The following is a 22,905-nucleotide window of genomic DNA, read 5'->3' as shown; positions in this document are numbered from 1 at the left end:
ATGGCTTACCCCGGTGTGGACTTTCACCACACGGAATGCACGCCTTCGCGGGCGCACTAGGAGCCGCCGTGGCGGCGATCCGGCCGCAGGCCGGCTTGGGTGGCCCCGCCATCGCGCCCACGGGCACTCCTACATTAGCCTTGAGCCATATCCGATCCCTACTATGCTTAGACGCACTGACCGAGCCGCTGCTCGATATGGGCGACCAGGCGCAGCGCGAGCTGTGTCAGGGGCAAGATCGGATTAGTGTGCTCCCAGTACACGTCCTAGCACCGCGACGAGGGCTTCCGGAGCATCCTCCTGCACCAGATGGCCGGCCTCGGCGATCGGCGTAAAGGACGAGCCGGGAATCAGCGCGTGCAACTCGCACCCTCTGGTGATGGGTATCCAGGTATCCTGCTCGCCCCAGAGAATATGCACCGGGCAGCGGATACGATCCAACAAGGGCCTGATCTCGTCGGTGTAGTGCTGGTCCATCTGCGCGATCTGTCGGTAGAATCCGGCCTGCCCCTCTTCCCCTAGCCATGGCTGGCAATGGATTCGTAGCGCATCTTCCGGCAACTCGTGCCAGGCCGCGCCCTGCAGGTAGGCGCGCAGGAGCGCGTCATGGATATAGGGTGGCAGTCCTCGAAAGGCCGCTTCATGCTGCCTGACATGCTGGACGAAGGGAGACCCCCAGGGCGATAACGCCACAGGATCGACCAGCGTCAGGCTGCGGTATTCCAGGCCATTCAAGAGGTGGCCACGCAGCGCTGTGGCTCCCCCGAAGTCATGTGCCAGAACATCGGGCGCCTGCAGTCGCCAGTGTTCAAACAAGGCGGCCAGCAAGCGGTTCTGCACGCCCAGGGACACGTCCTGTCCCGGTGTTTTCTCCGAGCGTCCGTAGCCAAGCAGGTCGAATAGATAGATACGACGTTGTTCGCGAAAGTGCGGCACCACCCGGCGCCACACCTGCGACGAGAAGGGGGTGCCGTGAATCGCTACCAGCGGAGGTCCCTCCCCGATGACCTCGGTATGCACGAAGCGCCCTTCGAAACGGAACCCGGCCTGAGAATCGCTCATTTCTCTAACTCCTATAACCTGCCAATGGAGTTAGACAGTCAAGACCAATCAAGCTAATCTGTAAAGTGTATTTATGGAATTAGTTTAACGAGAGTGAGAGCTGCATGACCCGACATCGCTGGACCGAGCATGACTTCATCGCTGGAGACCCCTGTCTGGATTTCCTCAATACCGTGGGAGACACGGGCAAGTCCCGGGTAATAGATCGTCTGGAGGATCGCCAGGCGCTAGGCGATTGGATTCGCGCCAGCAACCTGACTGATGCAGGAAGTACACCGCAGGTTTCCGAGCGGGATTTCGACGAGGCAATCGCTCTGCGTGAGCGCTTGCATACCCTGTTCTCCACGATCGCACAGGGCCATGCCACCACCGATGCCTGGGAGATGGTGCGCGACAGCCTCGCCGAAGCCGTTGCCTTCAGCAAGCTCGCGATCGACGAGCCAACGCCGCTGCAAGTCACCAGTCATCGATTCCGCGACCGCATGGCCCTGGCCGCCCTGGCGCTGCTCTACAGCGGTCGGCTGCATCGGCTCAAGGAATGCGGCCGTTGCAGTTGGCTATTTCTCGACCAATCCAAGGCACAGCGCCGTCGCTGGTGTCGTACGGAAGTCTGCGGCAACCGGGCCCGGGTCGAGCGCCACTATCACAGAAATCACTAACCCAGCGCTCGTGGGAACGCAGGGTTTCGTAGGAGCGATCGTGATCGCGATGAATGCAGTTCCCTATCTTCAACCGTCGCTGGCGCTCACGGTACTATTCGATAATCCGATCGACCCACAAGCACCAGATGGCAAACAGAGGCGCTTCGCGAGACCTCATGGCATGCGTGATTCCAGGTTCGTTATACAGGATTCCGCCCATTCCAGGCTCGAACCAGGATCCCTCCCCCTGACGAAAATATCCGGATGACAGGACGAGATACACTTCCTCGGGACCGTGCCTATGATCCGGATATCGGACATGCGGCGCCATCAACGTGGCCCCTACCCATACATCATTGCGATCCTCGAGGCCGCCCGGCCCGGCAATCATCACATTCGCATGGCCATCCGCGAAGTTGTCACTTGCAGACAGTCCGGCCGTGCTGCGGCGGCGCCAAGTGAGTGATGGTTCGAGAGCCTCGAAGGCCTTGGCGACCCCGGCAAGGGAGGGCGACGCCGCACGCACCGCTGCCAGGGCGTCGCCAAGATGGCCCGAAACGGGAAGTCTCGCCCCCTCGCCGGTTTTGCGCGTGGAGGGGCTTTCCAAGGCGGTGAAGATTCTCTCGATGGCCCGGGATGCCGCTGGGATCGAACGGTCCGCCGTCATTGCCTTATGAACGCTATCGAGATAGTTCTGCAACGCATAGGGGCGAGTTTCCATGGGAGTCGTCTCCAGCGGTCTGTTCCAGTCTGCTTTCGTCGTTACAGGTCCTTGACCAGCCGCAAAGCATCGTAAATGGCGGCATGGGTGTTCCGGGACGCGACGGCATCGCCGATCCGGAATAGCTGGAACCCACCGTCCACATGGCGGATGACGGCCTGGGGGGTGCCCACGATCAGGTCATCGTAGTTCACCTCGCCACCATTGCGGGAATGCGGCTTCAGCTCGAAATAGATATCGGCCATCGGCGTGATGCCGTAGTTGACCACCACCTGATCGATGCGCCGCTCTTGGTCCAGGTCCAGCTGATCTTGAGATGCATAGTCGCTGGTGATCTTGGCCAGCAGCTCGCTGCCGTCCCGCTGCACGGACTTCAGCCGGTAGGTGGGCGTGAAGGTGACGTTGGGCCGCTGCAGGGAACGCATGTAGGGCACCAGGTTCATGGCCATGATTTCCGCCGAGAAGGTGCGGTCCGGTGTCATGATCTCGAGCTGGGCTCCCGTGGCGGCGATGATCTCCGCCGCCTGCATGGCGGCATGATCGCCGGCATCATCGAACAACAGCACCCGTTTGCCTGGCGCCACGTGTCCGGACAGGATGTCCCAGGTGTTGACCACCAGGTCGTGCCCCACCGGAGGCTGGTCTTCCGCGGGATAGCCGCCGGTGGCCACGATCACCACATCCGGGGTCTCGGCAAGCACGTCCTCGACCTCGGCCCAGACGTTGTAGCGGATCTCGACACCGAGTGCCTCGCAGCGCGCCAGGCGCCAATCGATGATGCCCATCATCTCGCGGCGGCGCTCGCTCTGTGCCGTGAGGCGCACTTGCCCGCCGGCATCGCTGGCGGCTTCCAGCACCACCACCGCATGGCCCCGCTCGCCGGCGACGCGGGCGGCCTCCAACCCCGCGGGACCGGCGCCGATGATCACCACGCGACGCGTTTGCGCTGCCTTGGGGATGGTGTGGGGCATGGTGGTTTCGCGCCCGGTGGCGGCGTTGTGGATGCAGTAGGCGGCACCCCCCTGGTAGATGCGATCGAGGCAGTAGTTGGCGCCGACACAGGGCCGGATCTCCTCCTCGCGCCCCTCCATGATCTTGCGCACGATGTGCGGGTCGGCCATGTGGGCACGGGTCATGCCGATCATGTCGACCTTGCCCGAGGCGATGGCATAGCGGGCCGTGGCGACATCCTGGATCTTGGCGCCATGGAAGGTGGGGAAGTCGACCTCGCGGCGGATCTCGCCGGCGAAATCCAGGTGCGGGGCGCTGGGCATGCCCTGAATGGGGATCACGTCGGTGAGCCCCGGGTCGGTGTCGATATGCCCACGGACCACGTTGAGGAAATCGACCAGACCGCTGTCTTTCAGGCGCCGTGAGATCGCCATCCCGTCGCCGGCCGTCAGCCCGCCCGGCAACATCTCGTCGCCGGTGTAGCGCACGCCGACGATGAACGCCTCGCCGACCCGCTGACGAATGGCGCGCAGCACCTCAAAGGTGAAACGCAGCCGGTTGTCGAGATCCCCACCATAGGGCCCCTCGAGGGTATTGGTCAGCGGCGACCAGAACTGGTCCATCAGGTGGCCGTAGGCCTGCAGCTCGATGCCATCGAGGCCGGCGGCATGCATGCGCTCGGCGGCATCGGCGTAGTCCTTGATCAAGCGCTCGATATCCCAGTCCTCGACCTGCTTGGGAAAGGCGCGGTGGGACGCTTCGCGGCGGTGAGAGGGCGACACCGCCGGCAACCAGTCGCCCTTGTCCCAACGGGTGCGCCGCCCCAAGTGGGTCAACTGGATCATCACGGCGGTGCCGTGCTCGTGGCAGGCGTCGGTCAGCTCGCGCATCCAGGGCACCACCTCGTCCTTGTAGGCCAGGATGTTGTTGAACACCGGCGGGCTGTCCTTGGCCACCGCGGCGGACCCGGCGGTCATGGTCAGGCCAAGGCCGGCCTTGGCCCGCTCGACGTGATAGGCACGATAGAGCGCCTTGGGCATCCCGTCCTCAGGGTACGCGGGCTCGTGGGACGTCATCATGAGCCGGTTCTTCAAGGACAGATGCTTGAGCTGAAAGGGCTGCAGCAGCGGGTCGTTGGCCATGGCCAGGCCTCCTCGATCTTGTTGTGGTCTTGACAACGTTAGCGGCGGATGTACACACTCGTCAACTAGATGTACATAAGTGTACATGAAAAACAAAACCCCGATGTGCCAGGCCGTCATGAAGCAGTGAGGGATGTCGGCTTATGGCAAGAGGAGGCTGGACAAATGTCGCAAAACGCAGTGATCGGTATCATTGGCGGTCATGGGTGGATGGGGCGAGCACTCGGGCTTTCCCTGCTGGAACAGGGCGTCGTGTCCGCCGGCCAATTGGTGGTCTCATCGCGTTCCGGGAGCGGCGACGCTTACCGCGACTGGCCCGACGTCCGTTGCGTCAAGGACAACCGTGAGCTGGTCGCCCTGGCGGATGTCATCGTGCTGTCCGTGCGCCCGCAGGATCTCGCCAGCGTCGATATCGAGGCACACGACAAATTGGTCATTTCCCTGTTGGCGATGGCTTCCTTGCAGGCGATCTCCCGCCAGGTGGGAAGCCGCCGGGTGGTGCGTGCCATGCCGAACGCCGCGGCGGAAATCCGCCGGGCCTATTTCCCGTGGTACGCCTCACAACAGGTTAGCGACGCCGATAGACAGCTCGTTCAGGCGTTGCTGGCGAGCTGCGGTAAGGCACGCGAGCTGCCCGCAGAGCGCGACCTCGACTACCTGACGGCCCTGAGTGGTGCCGGGCCGGCCTACCCCGCCTTGCTGGCCCAATCGATGCGGGAGCACGCCAGGCAGATGGGCATCGCCGACGATATCGCCCGCGAGGCCGTCATGCAGACCCTGGTGGGCGGCAGCCTGTTGCTGGAAAGGCTAGGTGGCGACCCTAGCGACATGGTGGAGCGACTGATTGCCTATGACGGCACCACGGCCCAGGGGCTGCGCACGATGATCGATGAGGGTATTGGCCAGGCGATTCATCGTGGTCTTGATGCGGCTCACCAGGCGGCCAGTGGATCACGGTAAGAGGAGCATCCTGTCAGCGCTGGCCATTACCCCGCTCCCTGGATGACCACAAGATGTTAGGCTAGGCGGCTCCGCCACCAAGGATGCCTGGCTCATGCCCCAGCCCACCGACCCCGCCCTTTCCGTCAGCGAACTCAACCGCCGTGCGCGCCTGTTGCTGGAACGCGACTTCGGCCAGTGCTGGGTGGAAGGGGAGCTGTCGGGGGTGTCGCGGCCGGCCTCGGGGCATGTCTATTTCACCTTGAAGGATGATCGTGCCCAGTTGCGCTGCGCGCTATTCCGCAATCGTGCACGTTTCGTGGCCACGCCACTCAAGGATGGCGACCGGGTGCGGCTGCTCGGCAAGCTGTCGATCTTCGAGCCACGCGGCGACTACCAGTTGATCGTCGATGCGGTACAGCCGGCGGGCCAGGGCGATCTGTTGGTCGCCTTCGAGCAGCTCAAACAACGCCTCGCCGCCGAGGGGGTATTCGCCAATGCGCGCCCCCTGCCCTGCCCGCCGCGCCAACTGCTGGTGATGACCTCGCCCACTGGCGCGGCGATTCGCGATGTGCTGGCGGTGTTGGCGGCGCGCTGGCCACTGGCGCGGGTCAGCGTGGTGCCGGTGCCGGTGCAGGGCCGCGAGGCGGCGCCGGCAATGATTCGCGCCTTGGCACTGATCAATCGGCTCTCTCAAGCAGATGGGCGCTTCGACCCTAGCCACGACGCGCTGCTGATCACGCGTGGCGGCGGCAGCCTGGAAGACCTGTGGGCGTTCAACGACGAACATCTGGCACGGGCGATCTTCCATTCGCGCTTACCGGTGATGTCGGCGGTGGGCCACGAGGTCGACGTGACACTGGCCGATTTCGCCGCCGACGTACGCGCGCCCACGCCATCGGCGGCGGCCGAGCAATTGGTGCCCGACCAACGCGACCTGGCGCACCGTCTCAGCCAGCTTGGGGCGCGCCTGCTGCGTGCCCAACGCGGTCGCCTCGATGTCGAGGCCCAGCGTCTCGATCACCTGCGTGCCCGGCTGCGCCATCCCGGGGAGCGGCTGGTCCAGCAACGCCAGCATCTGAATCAGTTGGAAGGACGGTTACAGCGCGCCATGTACGCCAGCCTGGCATTGAATCGCCAGCGCCAGCAGCATGCCCGGGCGCGCCTGCTAGCCTTCGATCCCACCCAACAACTGCGCCAGGCCCAGCAGCGCCTGACCTTGGCCCAGACGCGGCTGCACACTGCCATGCCGCGTCAGTTGGAGAACTACCGAGCGCGACTTTCCTCCGTCGTACGGGAACTGCAGGCGGTGAGCCCGTTGGCGGTACTGAGCCGTGGCTATTCCATCCTTGAGGATGACAAGGGACACGTCATTCGCCGCGCCCAGGATACCCAGCCCGGTCAAGGGCTAACCGCTCGTCTCGGTGAAGGACGTCTCAGAGTGGAAGTGAAGCGGCGCTTTTCCCGCTGAGCAGATGATCACCAGAATTACCGAGCGTATTTCGATGGCGTCTTCCTTTCCTCTCGCGCGCGTGCAGCACCATAATGGCAAGTACTTCAGTATAAAGGGCGCACTGATGCCAGAAGATCCCACTCTACAACGTCTCGTCAACTTGGCCAGGCAGCGCAACGACCTAGCCGCGTTGTGGTTGTATGGCTCACGCGCCAGGGAGAGCCACCATGCCGGAAGCGACTACGATTTGGCTGTCGTTTTTACCGACTGGCTGGAACCTGCACTTGATCGAAGGCTTCGCCCCGAATTGCTAGCCCTGGATTGGCAGCAAGCGTTGGGGTTGCCTGAAGGTCGGCTGAGCGTTGTCGATTTGGCCATTGCGCCGATTCCACTGGCCTGGACAGTGCTTAGTGAAGGCCGCCGGCTGCTGGATCTGCATCCGCAACTGCGCATGCAGCAGGAAACCCGTATCATGTCCCGATGGGAACTGGACTACCTGCATCAACGGAAACGACATGCCTGAAACACATCCCGGCACGGCTTACCTCGACGCCCTCGACAATCATCTGGATGAATGCCAAGCGGACATCAAGCTTCTGCGCGACATTTTACAGCAGCGTCCATGGTCACGCCTGGAGCAGCATGCTGCGGAGAGAACGCTTCAGGTTCTTATCGAAAGCTGCATTGGGATTGCCAAGCATTGGGCAAGACAGGAAACGGGCCATACCAGCAGCGAAGCCATGGCTGCTTTCCAGCGCTTGATGGATAAGGGGGTCATCGATGCGAATACGCCCTGGCGCAAGATCATCGGGCTTCGAAACGTGCTGGTGCACGATTACCTAGAGGTCGACGATGAAATCGTGCGTGACGTCATCGAGCAGGATCACTACCTGGAACTGCTGGGTTTCTCACGTGACGCCATTCTTGCTCTACGCCAAGCATCACGATTACCGTGAGCGTTCAAACGTAGAATTCCTTGTCGATATTCCCCTCCTAGACGCCACCTTCCGGCTCATAGCCATGCCGGGCGTGGAAGCGTCGCAGCTCATGTGGCGGCGGCGTCTGCCCAGTGAAGATCTCGACATAGGCGGGAATGCGCCGCATGCGAACCTCGAGCGCTTCCTGGGTCTTCATCGAGATATAGCCGATCTGGGTGAGGTAGATGGTGCGGGCCCGCACGTTGGCCGCCAGCGTGTCATAACCATGACTCACGAACATCCGCGTCAACGCCTCGATGCGTGTTTCGTCGGCGGCATCGATCTCTCTGGACACCTCGTCCGACTGCAACGCCCAACTACGCATCGCGAATTCCAACTGGGAGTCGAACAGCTCGGGATTCAGCCAGCAGTCGAAGACGTTGAGAATCGCTTCAACGATGCTCTCGGCATAGGCCTCGGTCTGCTGCACCAGGCCCCGCGTGTTCTTCTCGCGCCAACGTTCGATCAAGGCGTCCAGCAGCGCCTCGCGGTCCTTGAAGAACCAGTAGAAGCTGGTGCGCGAGAGATTGAGTCGCTTGGCCAGCGGCAGGATCTTCACGCTGTCCACGCCGGATTCGAGCAGCAGCTCGAAAGCCGCATCGAGCCAGGCGTCGCGAGAGCCCTTCCATTTGGTGTCGCGATTGTCGGCGGGTTGCATTGAGACGGTCTCTCTGGCCAGGGAATGCAGCGCGGCAGGGAAAGCGCTGGCTAAAGCATGCAGTGTACATTAGTGTCTATTTTATGTGCACAATGACGCACTGTTATTATCCAATGACAGGCACAGCAAGAGAGACTCCCATGTGGAAAGGGTCAAGGGTGGCATAGCCTTGCCGATGCCGGCGGCCATAGACGCCTGACCTCGTTGGGTCCACGGGGGGCGAGATGATCGGCATCGTCGATCGGCGCCTGGTCAAGGACCTGTAGGCGCCGGACGACTCAGGATGACGACAGCGGATAGGCCTTGCCCATCGGGACCTCGCCGCCGGCCTTGAAGGCGCTGGGCTCGAGTTCGTGGCGGGCCAGCAGTTTGTAGAAGTCGGTACGGTTGCGTCCGGCGATCCGCGCTGCCTGGGTCACGTTGCCTTCGGTGATCTTGAGCACCTTGATCAGGTAGCTGCGCTCGAAGCTGGCGCGGGCCTCGTTGAACGACGGCAGGGCATTTTCCTCGGCGGTCAGCGCCTGGGCGACCAGCGCCTCGGGAATGATCGGCGAGCTGGTCAGCGCCACGCACTGCTCGACCACGTTGACCAGTTGGCGGACATTGCCCGGCCACGCCGAGGACGCCAGCAGGTTGAGCGCTTCCGGCGAGAAGCCCTTGACGAAGGGCTTGTGGCGTTCGGCCGCCTGCCCGACGAGATACTTGGCCAGCAGCGGCACGTCTTCGGCCCGCTCCTTGAGTGCCGGCAGCTTCAGGTTGACCACGTTGAGGCGGTAATAGAGATCCTCGCGGAAGTCGCCTTCGCTCATGGAGCGGTCCAGGTCGCGGTGGGTCGCCGAGATGATGCGCACGTCGATCGACGTCGAGACGGTCGAGCCCAACGGTCGCACCTGACGCTCCTGAATCACACGCAGCAGCTTGACCTGCAGCGGCAACGGCATGTCGCCGATCTCGTCGAGAAACAGGGTGCCGCCATCGGCGGCCTGGAACAGCCCCTGATGCTGGCTGATCGCCCCGGTGAAGGCGCCCTTGGCATGGCCGAACAGCTCGCTCTCCAGCAGTTGTTCCGGCAAGGCGCCGCAGTTGATGGCCACGAATGGGTGGGACGAGCGCGAGCTGGCACGGTGGATGGCCTTGGCCAGCAGCTCCTTGCCCGAGCCCGAGGGCCCGGTGACCAGCACGCTGACGTCCGAGGCGGCGACCATGCGTGCCTGCTCGAGAATGCGCTCCATCTGGGGGCTGCGGGTGATGATCTCCGCCCGCCAATCGTTGTCGCCATCCCCTCCCGTTCCGGGCGCCTGGGACAGCGCCTCGTCGATGGCGGCGAACAGTTCGTCACGATCGACCGGTTTGGTCAGGAAGCTGAACACCCCCTGACGGGTCGCGCTCACCGCATCGGGGATCGAGCCATGCGCGGTAAGAATGATCACCGGCAAGCCTGGCGCGCGACGCTGGATCTCGTGAAACAGCGCCAGGCCGTCCATTTCGTCCATGCGCAAGTCCGAGAGCACCAGATCGGGGCGTACCTGGCCCAGACGCTCCAATGCCTGGCGACCGCTTTCAGCGGTGGTGACGCGGAAGCCTCGGCTCTCCAGGCGCATACCCAACAACTTCAACAGGCTGGCATCATCATCCACCAGCAAAATATGGGCGGCTTGCTTCACGTTCCAACTCCAACATTGCTCATGGTGATTGCTGGCGCAAATTGATGTTCTGCTCGATGTCCGTCAATGCCTCGAGCTTGGCGGCCAGCTCCTTGTTTTTCGTAGCCAGTTGGTAGCGCTGCGCCTCACTACTCGCAAGACGCTCACCCATCGCCCGCCGGCCTTCCAGCTCATTGAACCAGTAGCGGAACAAGGGCTGCAGGTCGCTGGGCGCGGCATGCAGGTTGTTGCGGTAGAGTTCGGCGGCCTGGCTCCACTCCTGTTCACTACCCCACGACAGCGCCACCGCACGGGCCAAGTGTAGTCGCTCGCTCTTGCCCTTGAGTGACTCGAGTGACTCGAGCATCCTGTCACGCCATTCCCGGTCACCGCGCTGCGAGGCCAGGCCATAGTCGATCCAGGCCTCGACCAGGCAATCGCTCTCGACCAGGGTGGGAATGACTTCATCGCAGGTAGTTTTCTCGGCAGTCTCCTGCGACGCCGCATCGGGCTGCTCGGGTAACCACTGGCAACCTGTCAGCAGCGACGCTGCCAGCAAGCCCGACAGAATACGATAATGCATAGAGCTTAGTTCCTTGCGTCGACGCTTTCATTCGCCGTCAGAGAGAGCGTCGTTGTTATGTTATCTGCCTTGAGCTGCGGCGGGTGCCAAGGCAGGGTCAAACGAAAGCATACCGGCAACGAATCATCGTCGACCAACTCCAAGCGCCCCTCCTGAGCCCGGGCACAATCGGCCGCCACCGACAGGCCGATCCCCGACCCTTTGAGTGGACCCTTGCGCTGGGCACGCCCCTGATAGAACGCATCGAACAGCCGCGGGCGGTCCTCTGCCTGGATCGGCTCACCGCTGTTGGCAACCTCGAGCACCAGCGAGGGGCCATAGCGATAGCCACGTATCTCCAGATAGCCACCATCTTCACCATAGGCGATGGCATTGGACAGCAGGTTGTCCAGGATGCGCCCGGTCGAGGCCCGGTCCGCCTGCCATTCCAGCGGCCCATCGAACCAGCTCACGCGCATGCCCTTGTGCTCCAACGTCAATTGATGCTTGGCCAGCAATTCCTTGATCACGGTGGTGACATCGAAACGATCGACCTGAATACCCCTTTGGTGCTGCACCAGATTGTAGTCCAGAAGCTGTTCGATCAGCGTCTGCAGCTCCTGGCCGCTGGCATCGATCAATTCGACAATCTCACGCTGGTGCGGCGTCAGCGGACCCGCCACCTCGTCTCCCAGCAAAGCCGTGCCCTCACGCACGCTGGCCAGCGGCGTTTTCAGTTCATGTGACATATGGCGCAGGAACTGCTGCTTCTGGGCCTCGAGTTCGGCCAGGCGCGACGACAGCCAGTCCAGCCGATCCCCCAGGCTGACCAACTCTGCCGGCCCTTGGATAAGCGGCTGCGATGATGTCTTCGTCGCACTGCCCAGGCTCAGGATGCGATGCTCGAGCTGGCGAATGGGACGGATGATCAACCAGGTGAAGAGCAGCATCATCACCAGGCTGGCCGAGACCAGCGCCGCGGTCTGCAGCCATAGGCGCGTCTGCACGGCGCTGGCCTGCTCGCGAATGCGATCGATACGGGCATCGATCTGGCGATTGGTAGCCACGCGCATGGCATCGGTATGGGAAGCGAAGGTGGCGAAGATCGGCAGTGCCTCCTGGAATTCCTCCAGCGGCAACTCGGGTAGCGCCTTGAGCTCCTCGAGCAGGTCGACCAGCGCCTCCACATCCGGGTCATCGGGCAGCAATAGGCGCTGCTGTGCCAACAGTTCACCGAATTCGTTGGCACGTTCCGAATAGATGTTCAGCAAATCTTCCTGCTCGACGACGGCATATTGGCGGGCGCTGCGCTCCATCTCCAAGGCCAGGGACGACAGCGCGCGTGCACGGCGCGTCTCCTCCACTGCCTGGCGCGCACTGACATCGGCCAGTCGCGTCAATTCGGACAACGCCTGGCCGGCCTGAAACATCAATACGCCGAGTGGCAGCATGACGGCGATGAATGCCAACAGCACCAGTTGTAATAAGGATCTAGGGCGCCAACGGCGCGAGACCTGAGTGGTCATGACCAGTGTTCTATGCAGTAGTGATAGGGGCAATGTCATGCGAATTACCACTCAGAATAACAGAATTGTCTCTGGTTCCCGATATTTTCCCCGCCTGCCCGGCCACAAAATCGGCAGAAAAAAAAGAGGGCCGGCATGGCCGGCCCAAGGTACGCAGGGAACTGAAGGGTATGAGAATGCCTAGAACTGTCTGCCTGGTCAGACACTTATCGGCATTCGCAACGGGCCGAGGCCCCGAAGCCATGTCCATGACGTAACGCCTTCCAGGGGCTGTCATCGACATGCGAGTAGCGAACTACCCGGCTTCGTCCTGTGAAGCGCCGCTTCAACGCGTCGCTTGCTGAATTCGATCCCCCGAGGGGGAGAGGCATCCTTGCCGGGGCATCCTTGCCCTTCTGGTACTCTTCCGTGCCTGTCGGCGGTACCCGTCTCATCGCAACCTAAGTCACACATCGCGTGGAGCAGACGCGGATCGACTCGACTGGCCAGGTAGCACAGGGTGGTGATTTCCTGCCCTGTCTAAGCCGATCAAGGAAGTGATTCGAGCCGTTATGAATCGCTTCCCGTTGCTCGCCCTACCTATAGCGAATGGCATGCCAGAAACTGAAACCTCTCAATAAAAACAACAAGTTAAAAACACCACCCAAATGCCAGAATGAGCGAAGCAACGATTTCCTTCCTCAAAAAGGGTCGGCGACAGCCAAAAATGTCGCCGATTGCTAACACCATTGTGAGATATCCATATAACACCTTAAAAAACAATGCGTTATGGCGTTGCCATTCGGAGACACTTAATGCGAGGGAGTAGTGCCGTGGCGACACACCCGGTGCGAGGCACCGGGCTCAGGTCAGGGGCTTGATGAGGATCTTCGATTTACGGGCGTAGTTGTAGGCATCGCGCTTGAGCGGGGGCAGTGCGTCGATCTCGGCCTGACGGAAGCCATGCTCGAAGAACCAGTGCGTGGTATGGGTGGTCAGCACGAACAGGCCGGTCAGCCCCTGTCGCTTGGCGCGTCGCTCGATTTCCGCGAGCAACAGTTCTCCACGTGCGCCGCCACGGTAATCATCGTGGACCGCAACACATGCCAACTCGCCCAGGGTGGCATCGGCAAACACATGCAGGGCTGCGCAGCCGATGATCATGCCATCGCGCTCGATCACCAGGTAGTCGTCGATCTCGTGTTCGAGCCGCTCGTGGGAGCGGGCCACCAGCATGCCGCGGCGCTCCAGGGGCTCGAGCAATTCGAGCATCCCGGCGATATCGCTGAGCTCGGCCGGGCGCAGTTGCTCATAGCGATGCTGGGTGATCATGGTGCCCACCCCATCGCGGGTGAACAGCTCGCCGAGCAAGGCATCGTGATCGTGCCAGGACAGCAGATGGGTGCGCGCCACCCCATGGCGTGCCGCCGCACAGGCAGCTGTCAGGTGACGAGCCAGTTCGCTGCCCGGCGTCGCCTGCCGGCGCAGCGGCTCCGCATCGAAGGGCGTCAACTGACGTTGCAGTTGGCCACTCTCGTCGTGCAGGCCGGCGGCCTCGCCCAGCAGGATCAGTTTATCGGCCGATAGCGCCACCGCCGCCTGCTGCGCGACCTCGGCGGCGTCCAGGTCGAAGACTTCGCCGGTGCTCGAGAAGCCCAATGGCGGCAGCAAGACCAGCGAACCCTGCTCGAGGAGCCGTTCGATGGCGCTCGCCCTCACCCGCCGTACCTCGCCGCTATGGTCGAAGTCGATGCCGTCACGCACGCCCAGCGGCTTGGCCATGACCAGATTGCCCGACACCGCCGTGAGCTCGATGCCATGCAGCGGGGTATTGGGCAGGCCTAACGACAACCGCGCTTCCAGCCACAGCCGCTGCTCGGCAGCGATGCGCTCGACATGGCTCATGATGGTCGCATCGGCGACCCATCGCCCGTCATGGCGACGCGGCACGATCCCCGCTGCGGTCAAGGTCTCCTCGACCTGCGGACGAATGCCGAATACCACCACCAGGCGCACCCCCAGGGTGTGCAGCAGCGCCAGGTCCTGGATGAGCTGTTCGCCATGGCCACAGGCCATGGCCTCGCCTTCGATGAGGATCACGAAGGTGCGGCCACGGTGGGCATTGATATAGGGCGACGAGTTGCGGAACCAGTCGACAAAGGGGAAGCGAGTTTTCAAGGGCCGCGCTCCGGCAGCAGAAGGTGGATGTAGGTGTTCTCTCGAGTATCGGTAACGACTATAACAGAGGCCATAAAAAGGCGGCACCACCGGGGGTGGTGCCGCCTTCTTGGGCTTCGGGCTTCACCGAGCTGCTCGTGGCTCGTAGCTCGTGGCTCGTGGCTCGTGGCTCGTTACCCAAACATGCCCTTGAACATGAAGAAGAACAGGATTGCCAGGCCGGCGCCGGCCGGCAGGGTAATCAGCCACGACATCACGATGGTACCGATCACGTTCAGATTGAGCGCCGTCATACCACGCGCCAGCCCCACGCCGAGCACCGCGCCGACCAGGGTATGGGTAGTGGAGATCGGTAGCCCGGTGCCGGAAGCCAGCACCACGGTGGTGGCGGCGGCCAGGGTTGCGGCGAAACCACGGCTCGGTGTCAGTTCGGTGATGCCGGTACCGACGGTGGCGATGACCTTGTGACCATAGGTCACCAGGCCGACGACGATACCGCCACCGCCCAGGACCAGCACCCACCAGGGCACCAGTGAGGCGGTGTCGATCACACCCTCGCTATAGACCACGCTGATCACCGCCGCCAGCGGCCCCACCGCGTTGGCGACGTCGTTGGAACCATGGGCGAAGGCCATGGCACAGGCGGTGAACAGCATCAAGACACCGAAGACACGCTCGACGCCGCCAAAACCGAAAGCGTCGTCCTGGCGCTTTTCAGAACTGATACGTCTCTCGAGGAAGCCTCCCAGCCCCATCACCAGAAAACCGAACAGGATGGCAAGCAGCGCGCTCTCGCCGAAGCCAAGATCGAGCCCGACGTGTTTGAGCCCCTTGTTCAGGGTCACCATGGCGACGATGAAGCCGACCAGGAACACATACATCGGCACGTAACGCTTGGCCGATGAAACCGGATTGCGGCTTTCGAAGATCAGATGCTGGATCGTCTTGAACAGCAGGAAGGCGATGGTACCGGACATCAGCGGCGATACCACCCAGCTTGCGGCGATCTGACCGACCCTCCCCCAGCCGATGGCTTCCAGCCCCAGCCCCGCCATGGCGAAACCGACGATGGCACCGACGATGGAGTGGGTGGTGGATACCGGCCAGCCGCGCATGGAGGCGATCAGCAGCCAGGTGGCCGCCGCCAGCAGGGAGGCCAGCATGCCATAGACCAGCAGTTGGGGATCGGCCTGGAGCAGCTCGGGGTTGATGATGCCCTTGCGAATGGTCTCGGTGACCTGACCACCCGCCAACCAGGCGCCCAGGAATTCGAAGATCACGGCGATGAGGATCGCCTGCTTGATGGTAATGGCCTTGGAACCTACCGAGGTACCCATGGCGTTGGCCACGTCGTTGGCCCCCACGCCCCAGGCCATGAAGAAGCCGAAGGCACAAGCCAGAATGATGAAGATTTCGCCGTGTTGCGCAATGATCGACATAGGGAGAGGATCCTAAATCAGAAAAGCCCGGCTAGCGGGCTAATGCGTGTGTCCTTAGCGGGCGGTCAGGATCTGCAGGCGACTGCCGACGCGCTCGGCGCGGTCGGATAGCTCACCGACCCAGTCGATGATCTTGTAAAGGAAGATCACATCCACCGGTGGCAGTTGGCTTTCCAGCTCGAATAACTGACGACGAATCGCCACCTGCTGGGTATCGGCCTGGTTTTCGAGGGTATGAAGCTCACGAATCAGGTTTTGCATCACATCGTTGACATTGCGTCCGAAGCCCGATTCGAGAAGATCCTTGAGTTCTTCCAACGCCTTGCGGGCCTGGGCGACGGAGGCCACGGCAGTGCGCAGGTAGTCACGCATCGGTTGAGCCAGCTCGTCCGGCATCTGCATTTGCCGGCCGAGCATGATGCCGGTGATGTCGCGGACCTTGTTGGCAATCTTGTCCTGAACACTGATCAGGTCGAGCAGGTCAGAACGCGATACCGGCAGGAACATGGTGTTGGGAAGATTGAGGCGTAAATCGGTCTTGAGCTCATCGGCTTCGTGTTCGAGACGGGTGATGGTCTCGCGATGACGAGCCGCCGCCTCCCAGTCACCGACGAGCGTGGCCTCGTAGAACGGCAGCAACTCATCGGCACATTCATTGGCCTTGACGATATGGGCAAGCAGTGGCTGGAATGGCGAACGGCCGAACATCGCCGAGAACGGATTTGTAGTTACCATAGGACGGTATGCGCTTAGGGAAATGGCGGCGATAGTATAGTGATTGACGCCGCCAACGTCATGAAAAATTCACCCAACTGTTAATTAGGATTCACAGCACCATGAGCCAGGAGATCGAACTCAAGCTTGCCCTGGCCGATAGCGGCCCGCAACGTTTGGCCAGCCATCCGCTGCTGGCGGACCGCGCGCCCCGCATTACCCGGCTGCGCAACACCTATTTCGACACCCCCGAGGCGACCCTCGAACAGGCCAAGGTAGCCTTGCGCATTCGTCATACGCCGTGTGTCCGGCTGCAGACGTTGAAGACCAGCGGCGAGGGCCGTGGTGGGCTCTCGATTCGCGGTGAATGGGAGTGGCCCATCGATGGCGACGAACTCGACCTGAAGGGGTTGGCCGAGTTGCCCCCCATGCGGGATCTGGGACCCGAGACATTCGTTCGGCTGGCACCGCGCTTCGTCACCGACTTCCAGCGCCAGACCTGGGATCTCGAGGTTGCCGGCAGCCGCATCGAGTTGGCCCTGGACAGTGGCGAGATCCGTGCCGGCGAGCGACAGGCGGCGATCAATGAAATCGAACTGGAACTCAAGGACGGCCCAAGCGAGCCCTTGTGGAATGTGGCCGAGCAGCTTGCCCAGCGGGTGCCATTGCGACCCGCCAATACCAGCAAGGCGGCACGCGGTTCGGCACTGCTGGCCGGACACTGGTCACTGGAGCAGCCGGATGCCGATGCCGAGGCTCATGTAGAGCATACCATCGCCGCCCTGGACGCCTATGCCGACAGCGGCGATAGTCGCTTCAAGACCCAGGCATGCCAGGCACTGGAACACCTGGCCGCACTGGGCGATGATCGCGCCAGCCCCCGGAGCCGCGAGCTGGCGGCCAGCCTTGCGGACCACCTGACCCGGCCCGACTGGCTGACCCTCACTTTTGGCCAGGCGTTCCTGGGCCTGGCCCGCAGTGTCCATCAAGGCGACCAATGACCTATCGACCACAGGAGAGTGGTGTGCAGCCGACCCTGAAACCCGCTGCTGAAGGCCTGCGCACCCGCGTCTTCCAGATCATCTTCGAGTCCGGCACGCCGCTGGCCAAGGGCTTCGACATCGCCCTGATCGTGGCGATTCTGGCCAGTGTCGGCGTGGTGTTGCTCGATAGCGTGGTCCCCTTGCGTGTCCGGTTCGGGGAACTGTTCTATTGGCTGGAGTGGGGCTTCACGGGGCTGTTCACCCTGGAGCTGGCCATGCGGCTGTACTGCCTGGAGCGCCCGTTCCGTTACCTGAGGAGCTTGTACGGCGTCATCGACGTGATCGCCATTCTGCCTACCTGGTTGATGCTTCTGCTGCCTGGTGTGCAGTCGCTGGTGGTGTTGCGCCTGCTGCGGGTACTGCGCGTCTTCCGCGTACTACGACTGATGCAGTTCGTCGGTGAAGGGCGCCTGTTACTCGATGCGCTCAAGCGCAGCGTGCGTCAGATCTTTCTGTTCTTCTTCAGTATTTTCATTGTGGTGATCATCTTCGCCTCGGCGATGTACCTGATCGAATCACCGGAAGTCGGCTTTACCAGCATTCCACAGTCCATCTATTGGGCCATCGTCAGTCTGACCACGGTGGGCTATGGCGACATCGTCCCCGTCACGCCGCTCGGTCAGGCCATCACCGTGGTGCTGATGCTTATCGGCTATTCGATCATCGCCGTCCCCACCGGGGTGTTCTCCGCCCAGGTGATCCGTTCGATCCGCGAGGAGCGCTACTCCGAGGAAGCGTGTCCTGGCTGCGGCCACGACCGCCACGAGAGACGGGCCAAGTACTGTCTGCTGTGCGGCACCTGGCTCGACGAGGAGACCGAGGACCCCAGGGCCTGGAAAGACGCTGACCGGAACGACGACGCGCCCGCCATCGACGACACATGAGGGCTTGTCAACGCGCGGCGAATCCAGGCCCGCTATTCGCGGAAGGGGGCGACATCGCCGCGGCCTTCACGCACCACCTTGGGTGGCAGGTCTCGCAGGTCGATGACGCTGGTAGGCTCCAGGTGACAGGCTCCGCCGTCGATGATCAGATCCAGATGCGCCCCGAAACGGCTACGGATCTCCTCGGCATCGGTCATCGGCAGCGCTTCGCCCACCGGGATCAGGGTCACGCTCATCAGCGGTTCACCGAGTCCCGTGAGCAAGGCATTGGTGATGCGGTGGTCCGGTACCCGTACGCCGATGGAGCGGCGCTTGGGGTGCAGCAGCAAGCGCGGCACTTCGGTGGTGGCATTGAGGATGAAGGTATAAGGCCCCGGGGTGTGGGTCTTGAGCAATCGGAAAACGGCGTTGTCGACCTTGGCGTAGGTACCGATTTCCGACAGGTCCGAACACAGCAGCGTGAAGTTGTGCTTGTCGTCCAGCGAACGTAGCCACTTGATCTTCTCGATGGCCTTCTTGTCACCCAGGTGGCAACCCAAGGCATAACCGGAATCGGTCGGATAGGCAATCACCCCGCCCTGGCGAATGATGGCGACCGACTGGTCGATCAACCGCTTCTGGGGATTCTCGGGGTGCATCTGGAAGAATTGGGTCATCGTCGGTCTCTCCTTGGCGACTATCGATTGCGCAAACGTTGCCGTAGCATACGCAAGTCCACTGCCACTCGCATGATCCAAGCGGCGTCATGCCGCGGCAAAGCTGGCCAGGCGAGGGTGGGTCCATACCGGTGCCACGGCGCTACGCGGCACCGACCCCATGGTTCCCGGCGCCAGCGGACCGCCGGGAGAGTGGAAATCACTGCCCAGTGAGCCGTAGAGGCCGCGTTCGTCGAGCTGACGCGCCAGGTCGCGGGTCATATCGGCATTCTGAAATCCGCTGACCAACTCGGCAGCCTCGCCACCGGCGTCCCGAAAGGCATCCAGCAGCAGGCCGCGCTTGCGCCGCGTCATGCCGTAGCGCAATGGGTGGGCCAGCACGGCCACGCCCCCCGATCCCACGATCCACTCGACCACCTCGGCAAGATACGGCCAATGGGACTTGACGTCGCCCCGCTTGCCATTGCCGAGGTGCTTCCTGAAGGCGGTAGCGATATCCGGGACCAGCCCGGCGGCGACCAGCGCACGGGCGAAATCCGGGCGACCCAGTGGACGCCACTCGCCGGCCTGCTCACGGGCCCGGGCCAGGGCATCCGTCAATCCCACCTTCTCCAGCCGTGATGCGATCTCCTCGGCACGCGCCTCGCGGGCCAGTGCCTGGGACTCGAGCCCCGTGGCCAGGGCGCCATGCACGCCGTCCTGCAGCAACCCCACGACATGGATATTGACGCCCCGCCACTGCGTCGACAGCTCAGTGGCCGGCAGCAGGCGAATGCCCAGCGCCTCGGCGGCAACGGCCGCGGCTTCGACGCCGGCCACGGTGTCATGGTCGGTCAGCGCCATGTGCGTCAGGCCACGCCGATGGCACAGCGCCACCAACTCGGCGGGCGGAAGGCTACCGTCGGAAGCAGTGGAGTGCATATGGAGATCGAGTCCCTGGCTTTCGGCCAGGCTGGCGGGCAATACGGACAGAACGGTCATTGGCATGACGCCGGCATGCGTCTTTGTCAGAATAGGCCCACTATGGTGCGCGTCCGGCGTGAAGCGGTCAATCCTGCGCCGGCGTCATCGGCGACCATGCCAGTTCATGGTTCCCACCATCGTGTTTCTCACCACCATGCGAGGAAGCCCTGCGATGCTTTACGCGATCATCAGCGAAGATGTGAAGAACAGCCTGGAAAGACGAATGGCGGCACGTCCCGACCACCTGGCACGGCTCGAGAAACTGCGTGACGAGGGCCGCCTGGTACTGGCCGGCCCGCATCCCGCCATCGATGCCGAGACCCCGGGCGATGCCGGTTTCAGTGGCAGCCTGGTGGTCGCCGAGTTCGACGACCTGACCAGCGCCCAGGCGTGGGCCGACGCCGATCCATTCGTGATCGCCGGGGTCTATGCCAAGGTCACGGTCAAGCCGTTCAAGAAGGTCCTGCCCTGACTTTTCCACACCCGGTTGCCCACAGTGGCTGTGGAAAAGTCTGTTGAAAGGCCGCGGACGCCTTGGCCAAGGCCAGAGCGTTCGCCGCCACGGCACCATCGTGTAATTTTTGATCACTCGTCGCGTTTACGGAGACCCGCCCGTTGCCCTCCTCGTCCGACCGCCGCGCTGACTTGCCGCCCCTGGCCGCCCTGGAGCCCGCCCACCTCGACTGGCGCCGGGACGATGCCGACCTGGAAGCGCCCCACTCGTCACGCTTCGATGACGTGTACTTCTCGCGTCAGGACGGCCGGGCCGAAACCGAGCACGTGTTCATTGCCGCCAACGACCTGCCGCGCCGCTTCGCCGCCTGGCAGGCGTCACGCCCCTTCGTGATCGGCGAGACCGGTTTCGGCACCGGCCTCAATATGCTCTGCGCCTGGGCCTGCTTCGAGGCCTGCGCCCCCGCCGGCGCCCGCCTGCACCTGGTATCCACCGAGAAGTACCCGTTGACCGGCGAGGACCTGGCCCGGGCGCTTGCCGTGTGGCCCGATTTCGCGGCCTACGCGCGGCGGCTGGTGGAGCAGTGGCCGCAAGCGGTGACCGGCGTGCACCGCCTGGCGCTCGACGCGCGCGTGACCCTGGATCTGCATCTTGGCGATACCGCCGAGTGCCTGAGGCATCTCGACGGCGGGGTGGACGCCTGGTTCCTGGACGGCTTTGCCCCAGCCAAGAACCCCGAGATGTGGCATCAGGGGTTGTTCGACGCCATGGCGGCGACCAGTCGCCCCGGCGCGACCTTCGCGACCTTCACCTGTGCCGGAGCGGTCAAGCGCGGCCTCGCGGCCGCCGGCTTCACCTGGCGCAAGATGCCCGGCTTCGGGCGCAAGCGCGAGATGCTGGGCGGTCAACTCGAGACGTCCGCCGAGAACGACTCGCGACGCGCCACCCCCTGGTTCATTCCGCCGCCGGCCCGCCCCGCCCGGCACGTCGCCGTGATCGGCGCCGGCCTGGCCGGCACCACGGTGGCCCAGGCGCTGGCCCGGCGCGGCCTGGACGTGACCCTGCTGGATCGGGAGGCCCCCGCTGCCGGTGGCTCGGGCAATCGCCAGGGGGCGCTCTACGTCAAGCTGGCCGCCGACACCAACCTGCAGAGCCGAGCGTATCTCGCCGGCCTGCTGTATACCCAGCGCTGGCTGACCGCGCTCGATCCCGAGCGGACGCTATGGCAGGACTGCGGCGTGCTGCAGCTGGCCACGAGCGACAGGGAGGCCCGGCGCCAGGCGCGCTTCCTGGCCAATCACCCGCTGCCGGCCAGCGTGGTGGAAGGCCTCGACGCCGCGACGGCCAGCCAGCGTGCCGGCTTGCCTGGCGCAATGGCGCTCGACTGCGGCGGACTCGACTATCCCGATGCCGGCTGGGTACGGCCCCGCGCGCTGTGCGAACGTCTCGCCGCCACGCCAGGTGTACGTTTCCGGCAAGCCGAAGTCGGCCGTCTGGAGCCGTACACGACCGGCTGGCGGCTGTGGTTGACCAACGGCGAGGCGCTGGTGGCCGACCAGGTGGTGGTGGCGAATGCCCAGGCCGCCAACCGCTTCGCACAGACGGCCGAGCTGCCGCTGCAGCCGATCCGCGGCCAGGTCTCGGAGCTGGCGCTGCCGGAAGGCCTGGCCGAACTCATCCCCGAGCTGCAGCGCGTGGTGTGTGCCGGCGGCTATGTCCCCCCCGCGTGGCATGGCGTGCTCACCTTTGGCGCCACCTTTTCCCCCAACGACACCACCACCGACATTCGCGAAGCCGATCATGCCGCCAACCTGGCGGAACTGGAACGTGCCCTGCCGGCCTATGTCCGGGCGCTGCGCGAGGCCGGCCTGACACTCGACCCGGGCCGGTTGGGCGGACGCGCCGCGGTGCGCGCCGCCAGCCCCGACAAGTCACCCTATGCCGGGCCGGTGCCCGATGCCGAGCGCTGGCGGCACGACTATGCGCTGCTGGCCAAGGACGCGCGCCGGGTGCCCTCAACGCCGGGCACCCACCATCCCGGGCTGTGGATCAGCGCCGCTCATGGCTCACGCGGGCTGGCCAGTGCCCCGCTGTGCGCCGAGGTGATCGCCTCACGCCTTTGCGACGAACCGCTGCCCGTGGAGCGCGAGCTGGCCGACCACCTGCACCCGGGCAGGCGACTGATCGCCGAACTGGTGCGCCGCACCTCGCCTGCTCTGATAGGGGTCGGGAAGGCATAGCCTCCCCGCCCTCCGAACCGTGCATGCGGTTCTCCCGCACACGGCTCTCCAGTCGATGGTTTCAACATCGTGATTGGCTC

The 22,905-nt window shown here is 63.4% G+C and carries 21 protein-coding genes; 9 read left to right on the top strand and 12 right to left on the bottom strand.

The genetic code is table 11. The features are described 5' to 3' along the window. Positions 1-243: 243 nt before the first annotated feature. The gene (locus tag ACFOEV_RS19335) at positions 244-1,062 is read right to left on the bottom strand and encodes an alpha/beta fold hydrolase (protein WP_386776533.1); all 819 of its coding nucleotides are present in this window, start codon (positions 1,060-1,062) and stop codon (positions 244-246) included. 104 nt (positions 1,063-1,166) lie between these two features. Between ACFOEV_RS19335 and ACFOEV_RS19330 the strand changes: the two genes are divergently transcribed. After that, positions 1,167-1,721 carry a CGNR zinc finger domain-containing protein gene (locus ACFOEV_RS19330; RefSeq protein ID WP_386776532.1) on the top strand — a complete coding sequence of 185 codons (555 nt, stop codon included), beginning with the start codon at positions 1,167-1,169 and terminating at the stop codon, positions 1,719-1,721. A gap of 94 nt (positions 1,722-1,815) precedes the next feature. Here the strand turns inward: ACFOEV_RS19330 and ACFOEV_RS19325 are convergent, their stop codons facing one another. Both ACFOEV_RS19325 and ACFOEV_RS19320 read right to left on the bottom strand, forming a co-directional pair. Continuing rightward, on the bottom strand, positions 1,816-2,424 hold the full coding sequence (locus ACFOEV_RS19325) for a dimethylsulfonioproprionate lyase family protein (RefSeq protein WP_386776531.1): 609 nt from the start codon (positions 2,422-2,424) through the stop codon (positions 1,816-1,818). Between the two features lie 41 nt (positions 2,425-2,465). Beyond that, the gene (locus ACFOEV_RS19320; protein ID WP_386776530.1) at positions 2,466-4,517 is read right to left on the bottom strand and encodes an oxidoreductase; all 2,052 of its coding nucleotides are present in this window, start codon (positions 4,515-4,517) and stop codon (positions 2,466-2,468) included. Between the two features lie 165 nt (positions 4,518-4,682). Between ACFOEV_RS19320 and ACFOEV_RS19315 the strand changes: the two genes are divergently transcribed. The 4 genes from ACFOEV_RS19315 to hepT all read left to right on the top strand — a co-directional run bounded on the left by ACFOEV_RS19315 (position 4,683) and on the right by hepT (position 7,865). Continuing rightward, complete coding sequence (locus ACFOEV_RS19315; protein WP_386776529.1) at positions 4,683-5,477, top strand: pyrroline-5-carboxylate reductase family protein; 795 nt, start codon at positions 4,683-4,685, stop codon at positions 5,475-5,477. Between the two features lie 94 nt (positions 5,478-5,571). After that, positions 5,572-6,927: an exodeoxyribonuclease VII large subunit gene (gene xseA, locus ACFOEV_RS19310; RefSeq protein ID WP_386776528.1), complete on the top strand. Its 1,356-nt coding sequence runs from the start codon at positions 5,572-5,574 to the stop codon at positions 6,925-6,927. A 4-nt stretch (positions 6,928-6,931) separates the two neighbouring features. Further along, complete coding sequence (mntA, locus tag ACFOEV_RS19305; RefSeq protein WP_386776527.1) at positions 6,932-7,432, top strand: type VII toxin-antitoxin system MntA family adenylyltransferase antitoxin; 501 nt, start codon at positions 6,932-6,934, stop codon at positions 7,430-7,432. Next, positions 7,425-7,865 (top strand): type VII toxin-antitoxin system HepT family RNase toxin, encoded by a 441-nt coding sequence (gene hepT / locus ACFOEV_RS19300; protein ID WP_386776526.1) that lies wholly within the window; start codon positions 7,425-7,427, stop codon positions 7,863-7,865. The genes mntA and hepT overlap by 8 nt, the downstream gene beginning before the upstream one ends. A 37-nt stretch (positions 7,866-7,902) precedes the next feature. Here the strand turns inward: hepT and ACFOEV_RS19295 are convergent, their stop codons facing one another. The 7 genes from ACFOEV_RS19295 to ACFOEV_RS19265 form a co-directional block, all read right to left on the bottom strand. Then, on the bottom strand, positions 7,903-8,544 hold the full coding sequence (locus ACFOEV_RS19295; RefSeq protein WP_386776525.1) for a TetR/AcrR family transcriptional regulator: 642 nt from the start codon (positions 8,542-8,544) through the stop codon (positions 7,903-7,905). A 278-nt stretch (positions 8,545-8,822) separates the two neighbouring features. Then, a complete protein-coding gene (gene glrR, locus ACFOEV_RS19290; RefSeq protein WP_449280246.1) occupies positions 8,823-10,145 on the bottom strand; it encodes a two-component system response regulator GlrR in 1,323 nt (440 codons plus the stop codon). Between the two features lie 82 nt (positions 10,146-10,227). After that, positions 10,228-10,770 carry a hypothetical protein gene (locus tag ACFOEV_RS19285; RefSeq protein ID WP_386776523.1) on the bottom strand — a complete coding sequence of 181 codons (543 nt, stop codon included), beginning with the start codon at positions 10,768-10,770 and terminating at the stop codon, positions 10,228-10,230. A 5-nt stretch (positions 10,771-10,775) separates the two neighbouring features. Further along, the gene (locus ACFOEV_RS19280) at positions 10,776-12,314 is read right to left on the bottom strand and encodes a sensor histidine kinase (protein WP_386776522.1); all 1,539 of its coding nucleotides are present in this window, start codon (positions 12,312-12,314) and stop codon (positions 10,776-10,778) included. 804 nt (positions 12,315-13,118) lie between these two features. After that, the gene (gene argA, locus ACFOEV_RS19275; RefSeq protein WP_386776521.1) at positions 13,119-14,432 is read right to left on the bottom strand and encodes an amino-acid N-acetyltransferase; all 1,314 of its coding nucleotides are present in this window, start codon (positions 14,430-14,432) and stop codon (positions 13,119-13,121) included. 173 nt (positions 14,433-14,605) lie between these two features. Then, positions 14,606-15,871, bottom strand: coding sequence for an inorganic phosphate transporter (locus ACFOEV_RS19270; protein WP_386776520.1), 1,266 nt, complete (start codon positions 15,869-15,871; stop codon positions 14,606-14,608). A gap of 54 nt (positions 15,872-15,925) precedes the next feature. Next, positions 15,926-16,606: a TIGR00153 family protein gene (locus tag ACFOEV_RS19265; RefSeq protein WP_386776519.1), complete on the bottom strand. Its 681-nt coding sequence runs from the start codon at positions 16,604-16,606 to the stop codon at positions 15,926-15,928. A 101-nt stretch (positions 16,607-16,707) separates the two neighbouring features. Here ACFOEV_RS19265 and ACFOEV_RS19260 point away from each other — a divergent pair, with 101 nt between their 5' ends. Then, complete coding sequence (locus ACFOEV_RS19260; protein ID WP_386776518.1) at positions 16,708-17,586, top strand: CYTH domain-containing protein; 879 nt, start codon at positions 16,708-16,710, stop codon at positions 17,584-17,586. Positions 17,587-17,609: 23 nt separating this feature from the next. After that, the gene (locus tag ACFOEV_RS19255) at positions 17,610-18,512 is read left to right on the top strand and encodes an ion transporter (protein WP_386776517.1); all 903 of its coding nucleotides are present in this window, start codon (positions 17,610-17,612) and stop codon (positions 18,510-18,512) included. A 32-nt stretch (positions 18,513-18,544) separates the two neighbouring features. Here the strand turns inward: ACFOEV_RS19255 and ACFOEV_RS19250 are convergent, their stop codons facing one another. Together ACFOEV_RS19250 and ACFOEV_RS19245 are read right to left on the bottom strand one after the other, a co-directional pair. Then, positions 18,545-19,168, bottom strand: coding sequence for an L-threonylcarbamoyladenylate synthase (locus ACFOEV_RS19250; protein ID WP_386776516.1), 624 nt, complete (start codon positions 19,166-19,168; stop codon positions 18,545-18,547). A gap of 87 nt (positions 19,169-19,255) precedes the next feature. Continuing rightward, positions 19,256-20,155 carry a PHP domain-containing protein gene (locus tag ACFOEV_RS19245; protein WP_386776515.1) on the bottom strand — a complete coding sequence of 300 codons (900 nt, stop codon included), beginning with the start codon at positions 20,153-20,155 and terminating at the stop codon, positions 19,256-19,258. A 148-nt stretch (positions 20,156-20,303) separates the two neighbouring features. Here ACFOEV_RS19245 and ACFOEV_RS19240 point away from each other — a divergent pair, with 148 nt between their 5' ends. Together ACFOEV_RS19240 and mnmC are read left to right on the top strand one after the other, a co-directional pair. Next, complete coding sequence (locus ACFOEV_RS19240) at positions 20,304-20,603, top strand: YciI family protein (protein WP_386776514.1); 300 nt, start codon at positions 20,304-20,306, stop codon at positions 20,601-20,603. Between the two features lie 143 nt (positions 20,604-20,746). After that, positions 20,747-22,825, top strand: coding sequence for a bifunctional tRNA (5-methylaminomethyl-2-thiouridine)(34)-methyltransferase MnmD/FAD-dependent 5-carboxymethylaminomethyl-2-thiouridine(34) oxidoreductase MnmC (mnmC, locus tag ACFOEV_RS19235; protein ID WP_386776513.1), 2,079 nt, complete (start codon positions 20,747-20,749; stop codon positions 22,823-22,825). Positions 22,826-22,905: the final 80 nt, after the last annotated feature.

Origin of the sequence: Litchfieldella rifensis (assembly GCF_042646605.1) — a bacterium.
Lineage (GTDB): Bacteria > Pseudomonadota > Gammaproteobacteria > Pseudomonadales > Halomonadaceae > Litchfieldella > Litchfieldella rifensis.
Note: the sequence above shows the minus strand (reverse complement) of the source record. Positions and strands in the feature narration are given on the sequence as shown.

Bases quoted from the DNA above. Each gene is read 5' to 3' on its own strand.
- ACFOEV_RS19335 (WP_386776533.1), bottom strand. From the start codon at position 1,062: ATGAGCGATTCTCAGGCCGGGTTCCGTTTCGAAGGGCGCTTCGTGCAT.
- ACFOEV_RS19330 (WP_386776532.1), top strand. From the start codon at position 1,167: ATGACCCGACATCGCTGGACCGAGCATGACTTCATCGCTGGAGACCCC.
- ACFOEV_RS19325 (WP_386776531.1), bottom strand. From the start codon at position 2,424: ATGGAAACTCGCCCCTATGCGTTGCAGAACTATCTCGATAGCGTTCAT.
- ACFOEV_RS19320 (WP_386776530.1), bottom strand. From the start codon at position 4,517: ATGGCCAACGACCCGCTGCTGCAGCCCTTTCAGCTCAAGCATCTGTCC.
- ACFOEV_RS19315 (WP_386776529.1), top strand. From the start codon at position 4,683: ATGTCGCAAAACGCAGTGATCGGTATCATTGGCGGTCATGGGTGGATG.
- xseA (WP_386776528.1), top strand. From the start codon at position 5,572: ATGCCCCAGCCCACCGACCCCGCCCTTTCCGTCAGCGAACTCAACCGC.
- mntA (WP_386776527.1), top strand. From the start codon at position 6,932: ATGATCACCAGAATTACCGAGCGTATTTCGATGGCGTCTTCCTTTCCT.
- hepT (WP_386776526.1), top strand. From the start codon at position 7,425: ATGCCTGAAACACATCCCGGCACGGCTTACCTCGACGCCCTCGACAAT.
- ACFOEV_RS19295 (WP_386776525.1), bottom strand. From the start codon at position 8,544: ATGCAACCCGCCGACAATCGCGACACCAAATGGAAGGGCTCTCGCGAC.
- glrR (WP_449280246.1), bottom strand. From the start codon at position 10,145: ATGCGCCTGGAGAGCCGAGGCTTCCGCGTCACCACCGCTGAAAGCGGT.
- ACFOEV_RS19285 (WP_386776523.1), bottom strand. From the start codon at position 10,770: ATGCATTATCGTATTCTGTCGGGCTTGCTGGCAGCGTCGCTGCTGACA.
- ACFOEV_RS19280 (WP_386776522.1), bottom strand. From the start codon at position 12,314: ATGACATTGCCCCTATCACTACTGCATAGAACACTGGTCATGACCACT.
- ACFOEV_RS19270 (WP_386776520.1), bottom strand. From the start codon at position 15,871: ATGTCGATCATTGCGCAACACGGCGAAATCTTCATCATTCTGGCTTGT.
- ACFOEV_RS19265 (WP_386776519.1), bottom strand. From the start codon at position 16,606: ATGGTAACTACAAATCCGTTCTCGGCGATGTTCGGCCGTTCGCCATTC.
- ACFOEV_RS19260 (WP_386776518.1), top strand. From the start codon at position 16,708: ATGAGCCAGGAGATCGAACTCAAGCTTGCCCTGGCCGATAGCGGCCCG.
- ACFOEV_RS19250 (WP_386776516.1), bottom strand. From the start codon at position 19,168: ATGACCCAATTCTTCCAGATGCACCCCGAGAATCCCCAGAAGCGGTTG.
- ACFOEV_RS19245 (WP_386776515.1), bottom strand. From the start codon at position 20,155: ATGCCAATGACCGTTCTGTCCGTATTGCCCGCCAGCCTGGCCGAAAGC.
- ACFOEV_RS19240 (WP_386776514.1), top strand. From the start codon at position 20,304: ATGCTTTACGCGATCATCAGCGAAGATGTGAAGAACAGCCTGGAAAGA.